We start from the raw sequence: 13221 nt of genomic DNA, 5'->3' as shown, positions 1-13221 counted from the left end.
ATGAAATTAGTGAATTGGAGGTAAAGGTGAGAATATGACTTGCGTAATTGTTGAAGATGAAAAGTTGCTTGCTCTTGTACTTGAAAAGATGTTGAAAGAGGAAGGTTTAGATATATTGGGCATAGCATCTCACGCACGTGAAGCTATCGAGTTGATCGACACAAAGATGCCCGATTTGGTTTTCCTAGATATAAACTTGGGAGAATACGACGGCTTTTATGTTCTTGAAAACATCAAGCATAGGCCTTATGTGATATTTACGACGGCATATTCAGAATACGCAGTAAGAGCTTTTGAAGAAAACGCAATTGACTATCTTTTAAAACCTATAAGAAAAGAGCGTTTAAGAACTGCTATCGGAAAAGCAAAGAAGATTATAGAAGGCAACCAAGAGGGCGAAATTCAACAGTCAAAAATGAGGGAATTCATAAAGAGGATGAAAAAAGAAAAATTCTCCGTCGAAATTGACGGAGAGGTGTTGTTTTTGAATATCAGCAAAATTTTATACATTTACGCGAACGAAGGTGAAGTGGTTGTCGTCTCAAATGAAGGAAAATTGACTACGAAAACTTCCTTAAGGGTTTGTGAAGAAAGACTTCCTGAAGAACAATTCCTTAGGGTCCACAAGTCTTATATTATAAATGTTGAGCACATAACGAAGATAATCAAAAATTACTTCGGAAGCATGGCTCTTGAGCTTTCAAATGGCGATATTGTGCCAGTTGGAAGAAATTACAAGGAGTCTTTAAAAGAGTTGCTCGAATAAGACTTAAACACTTATATATTTGGCATTATCCTCAGTAGCCCAACAATTTTCCCTTCTTTCATAATGCTTCCGGATATAACGACTCCATTTTCTGATTTTAGAATGTTAAACAACATACCATATTCTGTGTCCAAGTATTTTTCTATCACAGCAGGTTTTTCCATATCTGCTTGGAAGATGAAAGAACCATACCAAGGCATCTTTACATTTTTATCGGTTTTATAACCAGCGAACAGTACTGTCTCGTTCTCAGAATTGCTATCTCTTGTTGAAGAATCTACGGCTATTGAGTGTATTCTTGCATTTTCACCGAACATTTTAAGGTATACGACTTGACCGCTTTCCGAAAGCCTTGCAATGAAGCCCTTCTCAACTCCTAAGGCATTCTGCGAATTGTTGCCATTAGAGTTTGGCGGCATTCTTTCGTAAACATATCCTGCGACGTAAATTGAGTTATTTGTAACAACTAAATCGAGAGGCCACAGTGTATAAGAGTTTGTTAACGTAGACTTCCAAACTAAATTACCCTTTGTGTCGTAAGCTACAACGTATCCATCGTATCGGTTCCCGTCTGTGAATGAATTTGAAGAACCAGCGGATAGAATTAATTTCTGAGATTCGAGATATCCGCCTGAATATGCTCTATCCCATCGTATACCACCAAAGCTCCTGTCCCATATTATTTTTCCATCTTTTGATATATTTACAATCCAGTAGTCGTGTTCGCCAAAATTTTGCGACACATCTCCGCCTTTTGCGTAATTATCACCTACGATGACGTATCCGTTCTCTGTTTTCAGAACTTTGTATGCTCTATCCCAGTCAGGTCCTCCGTAAACTTTGTACCAAAGGATTTTTCCTTGTTCATTGTATTTTATAAGCAGAGCATCGTACCTGCCACGGACTCCGAAACTTTTTGAAGAAGAAACCCCTACGACTATGTAACCGTCGCTCTCCTTAATAACATCATATGCAAATTCGTCTCCATCGTTTCCAAAAAACGTTTTTGAAATTATATTGCCATCTTTATCCAACTTTGCTAAAAAGATCTGGTATTTTTCCTTCTCGTTTGTCAGTACGTCACCTACAACTAAATACTCGTCGTTGACTTTCAAAACCTTCGTTACTCGTGTTTCTTGCCCAAAGTCAAGAAAGATTTCTTTCTCCTCATTTACATTTTCGCTATTCGTTTTATCAGCTTGCTTCAGAAAAGAAAAAAGTTTCATTGTGTTATTGTCAGAGTTTATTATTGTTGAAAAACCAATGAAGAATAAACCTATCACTAATATCAAGAAAATAGCAGAAAAAAGCTTGAAACTATTGGATCCATTTCTGCTGTTCTTTCTACTGTTTGGAAGTCTTCTGTACGTTTTTTTATGAGCGTTCTGTAGCTTGTTCCTGTCAAGTCTCAAACCTTAATACCCCTTTCTTTTGCTATCTCTTTCAAGAGTTCTCTCTCTTTACCTGATACCTTCTTTGGTATCGAAACCTTAAATTCAGCAACCAAGTTACCGCGCCTACCTGTTCTTGTATTTGGAATTCCCTTGCCTTTGATAACAACTCTATCATTTGGCTGTGTACCAGCAGGTATTTCTACTTCAATTTTTTCTTTATTCGGGAGTTCGACGAACGTTGCTCCTCCAAGAATTGCTGTTACGTAATCTATTGGTACAGTTACTATTATATCATCACCTTCGCGTTTGTAGTCACTTGTTTGTCTGACTCGGATATGAACGTACAGATCACCGTATTCGCCACCGTAACTACCTGCGTTTCCTTTTCGAGGGATTCGTAATACGCTTCCGTCTTCGACTCCTGATGGTATATTCACCACAGCTGTGGTTCGTTTTTTTATCCTTCCACTGCCGCGACAGACATGGCATGTTTCTCCAGGAATCGAACCTGTACCGCCACAGGCATCGCAAGTGTGCTGGTTAATAAACACTCCAAATGGTGTGCGTTTTTCTTCTCTTACAACACCGGTACCATGACATTTTGAACAAGTTACCCACTTACTGCCGGGTTCAATGCCTTCGCCATGACAATTCTCACACACTTCGTATCTATCGTATTCGATCGTTGCATCTTTTCCAGTGAATATATCGGCATCCGTTATAACTAATTCAACGTTTATATCTTCACCCCTTCGGGCGCTTCGCCGTGAACCTCTCTGGGACGATTGAGAAGCTGTTGAGGTTCTCTGCCCACCAAAGAATATGTTGAATATATCATCGAAATCTCTGAAAATATCCTCAAAGCCGAAACCAAAACCGCCAGTTCCAAAATTTGTTCCGTTTGGTTCGTATACATAACCACCTTCGCCTACATAACCAAACTTATCGTACATTGCTCTTTTTTGCGGGTCGCTGAGTACTTCGTATGCTTCTTGAATCTCTTTAAATTTCTGTTCTGCCTGCTTCTTTTTATCTCCGACGTGCCTATCCGGATGCCATTCTTTGACAAGCTTTTTGTAAGCCGCTTTAATCTCATCGTCAGAGGCATTTTTTGGAATGCCAAGTATCTCGTAATAATCCTTTTTAGCTGGCATTATGCCTCACCTCTATTTTCCGCACTGCTTTCAGAGCTTTTACCTTCACTGTTGTCTTTGTTACTGTTTGTGTTCTCAGTATTTTCTGCAGGTTCTTTTTTCTTTCTTGGCTTGACTGCAACCTTTACTTTCGCAGGTTTAATAACCTGACCGTTGAAGGTATAACCATCTTCTATAACTTCGGTGATCGTGTATTCTTCCAAGTCTTCTCTTTCTTCCCTTTCGAATGCTTCGTGATTGAACGGGTCAAACTTGCCAGTTGCATCAATTTGTTTTAACCCCTCATTTTCAAGTGTTCTGACAAATTTCTCGTATATCTTTTCCACTCCAGTTTTGAATTCCTCGAGGTTGTTTGATAGCTCAAAATGTTTAAAAGCTCGTTTGAAATCGTCTAAGAGAGGTATCATCGCTCTCATAATCCTTAAAGAGGTAGCTCTGCTCGCATCTCTTATCTGCCTGTCGGCGTCTAACTTGTAATTTTCGAATGTTGCTTTTATAACCCGAGCCGCGTTTTGGATTTCTTTCAACTGCGCTTCGAGCTCGGAGATCTTTTCTTTTAACTCCTTGTTTTCCTTTTCAAGATTCGAAACTTCCTCTTTATTTTCAGTCAAATTATCTGTGTTATCTGAAGCAATTTTCCTTTCCTTCTCTTCTAAATTTTCCAGTTTTCTTTCCTTTTCCATATTTTTCCCTCCTCAGTTCATCTTTTATATATTTTATTAGTTTACGCATTTAACACATTTCACACATTTCTCGAGACTATTGTGAAGTATTCAGTCAATCTATTGAGCATGAATTCAAAGCTTTCGAACACATGATCATATCGGCTGAACTTATCAAATAAGACGGCGATTCGTCCTATTGGGTTGTTTTCCGCATAGAATGGTCCTATAATGACTGAGAAGTCATCCAAGAAACGCAAACCATGTTCTTTACCCACATAGACATCATTCTTGAGTTCTAAGAGGTCTTTGTAGAAAACATCGGTTGATACATAAGCAAGTATATTCTGCAGTTTTCGTAAATTAATCCTGTCGTTTGTTAAAAGGTTTGAAAGTCCTTCGGTGATATAATCCTCGTAGCTTTCCATCGATAAGCGTTCAGTTATCTCCAAGAATCCCTTGCTCATATTACTTATTTCAAAGCCGTTTATGCTATTGAGATTGTTTAACTTCGAGAAGATGTCTTTCAATTTCGTTCTGAATTCGTTAAGTGTTAGACCTTGAATCAGCTTGTTCAGGACTTCCTCAATGTGTGTTATCTCTTCGCCGCTATCGATTTCTGCATGTTGGAGAGGTATAGAAGAACTCAGACCAAGCGAAGTTACGACATTTGCAATAGAAAAGTTTCTGCTAACAGGTGTTATCACAATTCTTTTGATCCTAAGATTCAACGGACTTGGCTTCTCTATAACTACCATGCCTTTTGTTGATGAACTCAGCAATTTGGCTGCCCCAGTTAGCACTTTTTCCATATCGCCCATTGGGAAATTCGCAACTGTCTCAACGTGGGTGCTCTTTGACTTTATCTCATCTCTTATTTTTCTGAGTTCGTTAACGTAAAATCTCAAACCTTTATCGGTAGGTACCCTACCCGCCGATGTGTGTGGCTGATATATGTAACCAGCCTTCATCAACCTGTTCATGTCATTTCTGACAGTTGCGCCTGACCTTTCAAGTGCAGCGTTTTCTAAGACTCTCTTCGAACTTACTGGAGCTTTCGTGTTTATGTACTCTTGTACAATACAGTACAGCACTTTTTTCTGCCTTTCGGTGATGTCCATTCTATCACCTCCGGATATTACGAAATCGATAAAAGTATATCCTGTGAATTGTCAAACAAATTAGCAATCATATGTTTTGTCTGCTAAAATATTACCATAAATGTGTACTATTGTCAATTCTTTAGCTTTTGAGAAGTCCGAACATTCCTATCTTTTCAAGCTCAGGATTATGGTTTAAAATATTGTTGTGAACATGGTACGCTTTGCGAACCATTGATGTTCCATGAGAATTTTCGTGAATTCCTGTGAAAGGGGAATAATAATGGGGAAGAATGGAAACTGGAGAGTTTATCTTGCTGGAGTTACCGTTTCGCTGATATTTGGACTTTCTTTTTTGTTCACAAAGGCTGGCATTGAGTACGTGGGGATTTACACGTTTTTGTCTTATAGGTTTGGTATAGCAACCGCTGCTATTCTGTTGCTAAGTTTTCTGAAAGTTGTCCGTATAAGTAGGAAGCCTTACTGGAAGCTGTGGAAAGTTGTTATTTTCCAGCCTATAATGTATTTTATTTTTGAAACGAATGGTTTGAGGTACGCAACTTCTTCAGAGGCTGGTATGATAATAGCGATGATACCCATTGTTATTGCTTTTCTCAGTCCATTCATGCTTAAGGAAAAGCTACACTGGTTTCAGGTTTTGTTTGCATTCACAAGCTTCTTGGGCGTCTCTCTAATAGTTGGAGGCGGCGGATTTGAAAAAGGAGCTTTCATAGGAAAGGTGTTAGTTCTGTGTGCCGTCTTTTCTGCAGCACTTTATAATATTTTCTCGCGGAAGTTATCAGCGCTCTTCGAACCTATGGAAATAACATTCACAATGATGCTGACAGGTTTTTTGTTTTTCACAACCATGAGTTTAATCACTGGTCAGTTCGAGATAACGACGAATTTATCAGCAATTATCAGTGCTCTGTACCTTGGTGTTTTATCTTCAACAGTTGCTTTCTTCTTGGTAAATTACATGCTCAGCAAAGTCTCACCGACCGTTTCGTCTCTATTTTCTAATTTGACGACAATCGTTTCTGTATTGGCTGGTAGCCTGATTCGTCATGAAAAGATACTCTTTATTCAAATAATCGGTATGGTCATGATACTTGCATCACTTGTTGCCAATTCGTACCTTAGTTCGAGAGCTAAAAACAAGACCTCGGCTTGACGCCGAGGTCTTTTGTGTTTTTATATTTTGTTCAATTGTTATATTTCTTCTTCTTCAAGGTTTTCTGGAATGTTTATCTCTATCTCTTCTGGTTCGGATACTACCTGAGCTTCTTCTGCTGAGTACGCAACGCCTTCTCTGCCTTCCAAGTAAGCATCCGCTATCTTGGCTGCGATAAGAGCGATTGCCCTTATTGCGTCATCGTTTGATGGAATTACGTAGTCGATTGGATCTGGGTCACAGTTTGTATCTACCATACCTACGATAGGAATTCCAAGGTAATTCGCTTCTTCGACAGCTATCTTTTCTTTCCTCGGGTCCACGACAAATATGACATCTGGTAAACTTCTCATATTCTTGACGCCACCCAGGTTCTTTCTAAGTTTTTCGAGCGTTTTTCTCAATTTGCTTTGTTCTTTCTTAGGAAGCCTGTCGAGCTCCCCGTTTGCTTCCATCTCTTCGAGTTCGATGAGTCTTTGAATCCTTGATTGAATCGTTGAGAAGTTTGTGAGAAGTCCACCGAGCCATCTGTTGTTAACGTAGAATCCACCGCATCTTTCTGCTTCGTTCTTAACAACCTGTTGAGCTTGTTTCTTTGTTCCAACGAAGAGGATCGTTCCGCCTTTGCTTGCTACGTCTCTAACGAAATCGTAGGCTTCGTCCAAGAGCTTTACGGTCTTTTGAAGGTCAATAATGTAGATACCTTTTCTTGCTCCGTAGATATACGGCTTCATCTTGGGGTTCCATCTTTGAGTTCTGTGTCCGAAGTGAACACCTGCTTCTAAAAGTTGTTTCATCGTTACGACTGGCATACCTGCACCTCCATTTGGTTTTATCCTCCGCCCCCTTTAACCCACCGACTCCGATTAGAATTCAGAGCACCGAGGTGGGAAACGGAAAGCGTGCGGATTTTTTTATCAGCAAGCAGAATTGTACCATATATTTCAAATTAGTCAATTAATGTTTTGTTAAATACTCCTCCAAAGTTCATCTATTTCATTGTTGTGCGTTTCAAAAACTTCTAGAAGTTTTGGTGAAAAATGGCTTGGTGAAGTTCTACCATCCCCTTCTAAGATAATTCTTAGTGTTTCTTCGTGCGAAAGTCCCTTTTTATACGGCCGTTCCGACCTAAGCGCATCGTATACATCTACAAGCTTGACAATATGTGCCACGATAGGTATCTCCTCACCTTTCAGACCAAATGGATAACCTGTTCCATCGTAGTTTTCGTGGTGGTACAGAGCAATGTTAAGCGCTGTCTCGAAGCCGGGAACGTCTAAGATTCTTTTTGAGAGTATTGTATGCTGCTTCATTATTTCCCATTCTTCAGGTGTGAGGCGCGAGGGTTTTTTTAGTATTTCATGCGGTATGAATATCTTTCCAATATCGTGCAAGCTTGCAAACATGCCAAGTTCTTCAATTCTTTCATCATCGAGTTGCAACTTTTCACCTAAGAAGCGCGACAGAATTTTGACTCTGTAAATATGATGACCAGTTTCCTCGTCATATCCTTCCGCAATCATGGCAAGTCTCTCAGACATGTTTAACAACAAACGCCTAAACTCTTTACTTTTTGCGGACACTTCATTGTATGCCTTTTCAAGTTCCTCGTTTGTTGCTTCGAGTTCTTCAAGAGTTGCACTGAGCTCTTGCATTATGGCTGAAAGTGTTCCATAAAATTCCTGAGTATCTCTTAGATTGAATGTTCCTGCTGGTGGAAGGATTCCAGAATTTCCGACCTCCCGAACTGCAATTCCCAATTTTGTCATGTCACTTGCAAATGGGGTTATCGCCGAACGTGTTGAAAGATATGTGAATATCAAGACAATAAGTATAAATAAAACTATTATGAGGGCTATGATGTATACATAGTTCATGTAGTCAAACGTTACTTTGAGGTATAAATTCGTCGTCAGACCTTCGTAAGTTGATAAAGTGTATGGTTTGTAAAGCGTAGTGCTTGTTATTCTCCTTACTATAATCTTGTCTTTTATTCCCGCGTCTATAACCGAATCTAAGACCTTTCCAGAAATATCCAGTCTATTTTCCGAGTCTACATATATTGCGATTTCTTTTGTATTTCCAATTTTGAGTGTTGCTAATCCTTTTATCAAGTTCACATACAGTCGTGGGTCTGGATAAAGGATAAACGTTAAGAATTCATTGTTGCTTATCCTAAACCAAGAATAGATTACCAATCGGTTTTCGTTTGGCAGGAATGTGAGGAATTTCGGAGTTTGCTGATCTGATGGTTCTGAAGGCTTGAATCTGAGTTCGCTGACGTTAGAGTGATATCCCGTTGAGGAAAGTACCTTTCCGTTTAGGTCAACCAAAGCAACATCAATATCGACGAAGACTTCACCAGCATCTTCTAAGGAAGACTCATATATCTTCTCTATCGATTTTAGAGCGTCGTATCCACCAAGGTTTAATACCAAAGATTTCGCAAGTTGTAGATTATTTAAGAGAAACTTATCGACATTACTTGTTTGAAGAGTTAACGATTCTTTCAGTGCGCTCAAGATGTTTTGGAAAGCACTGTCTATGATTTCAAAATTCTTTTCTGAATCCTTTGTGATAAAAACGTTGAGCCACATTAAGAATATGACTCCAATGACTATCGTTGTTATTAAGGCTACTGTCAAATTTCTGTACATTACTACCTTCTTCAACTTTTTAGAATCGTACATCCTTCGCCCCCCGTAAAACGATCTATTTTATTTACCTAACCTTCTGAGAATTTCGAGCCTATAAGGGTTTTCATAGTTTAAGCAGCAACCGCTTCCAAATAATCTGCTCTTCTTGTCCAACCTTATCTTATCCTCAAAAGCATTTATCTCATCGTATTTACTGCATAGATTTTCTTCCGTTAAAAATTTGCACTGTCTCTTTTCGTAATCCCATTCGCCATAATAGCACACCGTATGTTTACAGCACCAGCCACATTTTACACATTCTGGACAGTCAGTTTCTTCTATGAGTTTTTCTAAGTTTTTAATAAAATCATCCGTAAGCGGTTCTGTTCTTTGCGCGTCATTATCTTTCTTCATTAGCGCTACTCTCTTTCTTTGAATTTCAGGAATATAGGTGCACCTGTAAATGGATCAATTTGCTCCCTTATGTTTTTCCTTATAGCGTTCTGAAAGCTTTCCGGAACTTCGATTTTGTTTACGAAGAATAAAAATGTCGGAGGCCTTATATCCACTTGAAGTCCATAATACAACTTCAGTCCGTGAGGTGGCTTAGCTATCATTCTTTGTATAGCGGCATTAACAGCACTTGTAGGTACTTTCTTATGGAGCGAAGCGTAAGCAGTGTTAATAGCCTTCATCAATTCTTTATATCCAACTTTGTTAACCGCACTGGTGAAGATTACGGGAGCAAAATCAACGAAGTAGAGCTTTTCCTTAAACATGTCCATAAAGTCTTTTACACGCCTGTCTGCGTGTTTCACAAGATCCCATTTGTTGAAAACAACAACGAGGCCCTTCCCATTCTTCTCGGCAAGACCGGCAATTCTCTGATCTTGTCTTGTTATTCCTTGGGTCGAATCGATTACCAGAACGACGACATCGGATTTTTCAATTGCCTCTATTGTTCGCAAAGTACTTATTCTTTCTATGAAGTCTTCAATCTTGCTTTTTTTCCTTAACCCTGCTGTGTCGACAAATAGGTAATTCTTGTCCCCTATTTTTACAATTTCGTCTATTGTGTCTCGCGTAGTGCCAGCTATGGGAGTGACTAAAGCCCTTTCTTCATTAATTATCATGTTAAAGAGGGAGGATTTGCCAGCATTTGGTTTGCCAGCTATCGTTACTCTGATCAAATTTTCGTTATTTTCAGTGTATTCTAAATCGAAGCCTTTTTCCTCAAGCCTGCTGATCACATTCTCTATTAGCTCGTCCAAGTTCTTGCTCTGTTCTGCCGAAACTGGGAACGGCTCTCCAAATCCCAATGAAAAGAGTTCAGAATAAACCTTCTGGTAGTATTTCTCGCTTTCGGTTTTGTTCGCGACCAGTAGTACGTCCGCACCTGATTTTCTTAGAATTGAAGCTATAGTGTGATCTTCAGACGATAATCCATTCTTGCCGTCGACAATAAAAAGAACAAGAGCACTTTCTTCAAGAGCTTTAATGGTTGCGTCTCTACTTCTCTCGTATATTTCATTTTCTTTTCCTTCGAATATACCGCAAGTATCCACCAGCTGGAATGATTTATCATACCAAAGGACGCGGTCTATGACCGCGTCTCTTGTTGTTCCCTGTTCATCTGCAACAATTGATTTCCTCTTTCCAATCAGTTTGTTAAAAAGTGTCGATTTTCCAACATTACTTTTACCTACTATCAAAACTATAGGCGCTTTTCCAAATTTTGATCCAGTTAATTCACTTTTCTCCTCCGGTTGTTTCTTCGGTTCTTTCCGATTCAGTGGCATTATTTGCTTTTCCCTCCAGCGTTTGTTCCAAAGTTACATTTGAAAAGTTCGTTTTTTCTTGATTTTGCATATTTTTCATTGTTTCGCTTCCGTATGCTTTTGGACTGACGATTATTTTATAAATGTCTTTTTGTTTCTCCAACTTTATTATTTTACCACTTACTTCTTCTCCAATGCTTAAATTTTCGTAAACTTGTGTTTTCGGAATGTACACCTCTACATTTTCACACACGCCGATGTAGCCTTTATCTACGCTTTTTATTATCTTAGCACTGACTGTATCTCCTTCTTTGTGTGCTGCGGCAAATTTCTCCCATGGATTTTCGGTTGCTTTTCTAATGCTTACTCTGACCTTTTTGTTTTCTTTGTCGATTGAGAGAATTTGGAATTTTACATGCTGACCTTCTGCTACGACATCTTCGATTTTGTCAACAAAATTCCAGGAAATTTCCGATATATTGCAGAAGGCAGTGAGTCCTGGCTCGATTTCAATTATTACACCATTTGGTAAAACTTTTATAACCTTTCCTTCTGCGACACTACCTTCAGGGTGTTTTTGCTGGAGCCTTTCCCATATATCACCTTCGACGGACTTATAACTAAGGAGTATCCTTCTCTTTTCAGGTACGATTTCCAATATTTGAAGTTTTACATGCTCTCCAACATTTACGACATCTGTAACTTTGCCGGGTTTGCCCCAAAAAATTTCAGAAACAGGAACGAGACCTTCAATTCCATCATCTATTTTGGCAAAGAATCCGAACGGTTTGACTGATGTCACCACGCCAGTTACGTTTTGACCGACCTTGAATTTCTTATCAACACTTTCCCATGGGTCTGGCATCAGTGCTTTGAGGCTCAGCGTTATTCTCTTTCGTGCTGGGTCTAATTCTTTAACTAAGAATTTCATAACTTTACCTATGCTTAATACATCGGATGCCTTGATCGATGAGTTATAAGATATTTCGCTATTTGGTAAGAATCCAGTCAGTATGCCACCAATCTTTACAAACGCGCCCCTTTCATCTATTTGCTCCACTATTCCTTCTATGACATCGCCTTGTTTACGCGTTTCAAAAAATTCATTTATTAGTTTTTGGAATAAGCGCTTTCTGGAGACTACTATGTTCAATTTCTTCCCGCGCTGTTCGAAGTTTATAATTGCAAAGTGCATTTTTTCCCTTGGAAGCTCTTCTCCCTCTTTTATATTAGATTCGCTGCCAGGCAAGAATGCTTCGACAATATTCTCGAGAATAACTCTGTAACCACCCTTTATCCTTTCGATTATTCTTCCATATACTGTTTTCTGTTCTGAATAAGCTTTGCCTATGTTTTCAATTACCTTCCTTGCCATCGGTTTCTTTTCGGAGAGCAGAGCTGTGCCTTCATCTTCGTTCAGCTTTTCTATCCTCACAATGATTTTGTCACCGACTTTGTACTCTGATAATTCTTTGTACATCTCTTCCAATGGTACAACGCCTGTGCCTTTCCATCCAAAGTCTACGGTTAGTCCTGTTGGCGTAATTTCTGTGACGATGCCTTCTACTATTTTCCCCCTACCCACAGGGCTTGCCTCTGTTGCTCTTTCGTACTGCTCGAGAAGTTCTTCGAAGTTTTCCTGTTGTTCGACCTGTGATGTGCTGTTTCTGTTTAATTCCGCCATGAAACTTTCCCTCCCACCGTATTTTTCAAGAATGTGTTTCACAAGGATATTAACATCTCTTTGTGATGTTGACGTTCCACTGAGCACTCCAATCGTTGAATTTTCATTGGTAATGATGCTTTCAATCTCTGCTTTGCTTTTTAACATCTCTTCGAATTCTTTCAAATCTTCAACATGAAGTGTTAAGGTTCCTTTTGAAGAGATATCGTAAAGTTTTCTTGTATTCGAGCTGTTTTTTCCACCAACTACTATTACTAAATCGCACATTTTTGAGAGTTCTTTTGCTGCATCTTCCCGTTCTGTGGTAACACCACATACCGTGTTGTATACAGATATTTCGGCATCAGAATTCAATTCCTTCATTTTTTCGACAAATGTATGGAAGTCATCGCTTGAGCTTGTCGTTTGACTGAGTAACGCTATCTTCTTTGAATCAATTTTGAGAGGTTCTTTTGTTATGATAGCGCTTTGGACATGCCCTTTCAGCGCGATCATCTCTGCATGGTCGGGTTTCCCAAATACAACTATCGTGAAACCTTGAGAATTCAGTTTTTCTGCTAATTTAAAGACGTTCAGCACGATTGGACAAGTAAGATCCAATATTTTATGGTTCTTTGCTATTTCTTGAGTTATCTTTGGCGGCAGTCCGTGTGCTCTTATTACAAAAGTGCCATTTTCAACAGGTTCCGAGCTTAATCCGAGACTTTTCAAGTGCGAAATTACGTTCTTGTTATGAACAACCTCGCCATCTGTGAAAAGCTTTTCGCCTTTTTCCAATAATGCAATTACATTATCCACAGCTCGTTCAACGCCAAAACAAAAACCATACGGACCAATCAAAATTTTGGCTGGCATATGTGAAACTCCTTAATA

The 13221-nt window shown here is 39.1% G+C and carries 11 protein-coding genes; 2 read left to right on the top strand and 9 right to left on the bottom strand.

Going from position 1 to position 13221, the window contains the following annotated elements; genetic code table 11:
* The first annotated feature begins 34 nt into the window (after positions 1-34).
* On the top strand, positions 35-766 hold the full coding sequence (locus tag IB67_RS02715) for a LytR/AlgR family response regulator transcription factor (RefSeq protein ID WP_424695317.1): 732 nt from the start codon (positions 35-37) through the stop codon (positions 764-766).
* A gap of 11 nt (positions 767-777) precedes the next feature.
* Here IB67_RS02715 and IB67_RS02710 read toward each other — a convergent pair whose 3' ends face one another.
* From IB67_RS02710 to hrcA, 4 genes are read right to left on the bottom strand one after another with little or no spacing between them, the layout of a single operon-like run.
* Positions 778-2178 (bottom strand): hypothetical protein, encoded by a 1401-nt coding sequence (locus IB67_RS02710; protein ID WP_498875441.1) that lies wholly within the window; start codon positions 2176-2178, stop codon positions 778-780.
* Positions 2175-3317, bottom strand: coding sequence for a molecular chaperone DnaJ (gene dnaJ, locus IB67_RS02705; RefSeq protein WP_424695329.1), 1143 nt, complete (start codon positions 3315-3317; stop codon positions 2175-2177). Before dnaJ ends, IB67_RS02710 begins: the two co-directional genes overlap by 4 nt.
* Positions 3314-3997 carry a nucleotide exchange factor GrpE gene (locus IB67_RS02700; RefSeq protein WP_084634388.1) on the bottom strand — a complete coding sequence of 228 codons (684 nt, stop codon included), beginning with the start codon at positions 3995-3997 and terminating at the stop codon, positions 3314-3316. The genes dnaJ and IB67_RS02700 overlap by 4 nt, the downstream gene beginning before the upstream one ends.
* Positions 3998-4056: 59 nt before the next feature.
* On the bottom strand, positions 4057-5097 hold the full coding sequence (gene hrcA / locus IB67_RS02695) for a heat-inducible transcriptional repressor HrcA (protein WP_072759565.1): 1041 nt from the start codon (positions 5095-5097) through the stop codon (positions 4057-4059).
* Positions 5098-5359: 262 nt separating this feature from the next.
* On the opposite strand from hrcA, the gene IB67_RS02690 reads away from it, so the two are divergent.
* Positions 5360-6250, top strand: a complete 891-nt coding sequence (locus IB67_RS02690; RefSeq protein ID WP_072759563.1) for a DMT family transporter — start codon at positions 5360-5362, stop codon at positions 6248-6250.
* 38 nt (positions 6251-6288) lie between these two features.
* On the opposite strand, the gene rpsB is transcribed toward IB67_RS02690, so the two are convergent.
* The 5 genes from rpsB to IB67_RS02665 form a co-directional block, all read right to left on the bottom strand.
* A complete protein-coding gene (gene rpsB, locus IB67_RS02685) occupies positions 6289-7062 on the bottom strand; it encodes a 30S ribosomal protein S2 (protein WP_072759561.1) in 774 nt (257 codons plus the stop codon).
* 156 nt (positions 7063-7218) lie between these two features.
* A complete protein-coding gene (locus tag IB67_RS02680; protein WP_498875440.1) occupies positions 7219-8940 on the bottom strand; it encodes an HD-GYP domain-containing protein in 1722 nt (573 codons plus the stop codon).
* Positions 8941-8967: 27 nt separating this feature from the next.
* A complete protein-coding gene (locus tag IB67_RS02675; protein ID WP_072759557.1) occupies positions 8968-9300 on the bottom strand; it encodes a hypothetical protein in 333 nt (110 codons plus the stop codon).
* A 5-nt stretch (positions 9301-9305) separates the two neighbouring features.
* Positions 9306-10685 (bottom strand): ribosome biogenesis GTPase Der, encoded by a 1380-nt coding sequence (gene der / locus IB67_RS02670; RefSeq protein ID WP_084634387.1) that lies wholly within the window; start codon positions 10683-10685, stop codon positions 9306-9308.
* Positions 10636-13203 carry a bifunctional 4-hydroxy-3-methylbut-2-enyl diphosphate reductase/30S ribosomal protein S1 gene (locus IB67_RS02665; protein ID WP_072759555.1) on the bottom strand — a complete coding sequence of 856 codons (2568 nt, stop codon included), beginning with the start codon at positions 13201-13203 and terminating at the stop codon, positions 10636-10638. Before IB67_RS02665 ends, der begins: the two co-directional genes overlap by 50 nt.
* Between the last annotated feature and the right edge of the window lie 18 nt (positions 13204-13221).

This window comes from Fervidobacterium riparium (genome assembly GCF_025370035.1).
Lineage (GTDB): Bacteria > Thermotogota > Thermotogae > Thermotogales > Fervidobacteriaceae > Fervidobacterium > Fervidobacterium gondwanense.
This window is presented reverse-complemented; position numbering and strand designations above follow the sequence as displayed.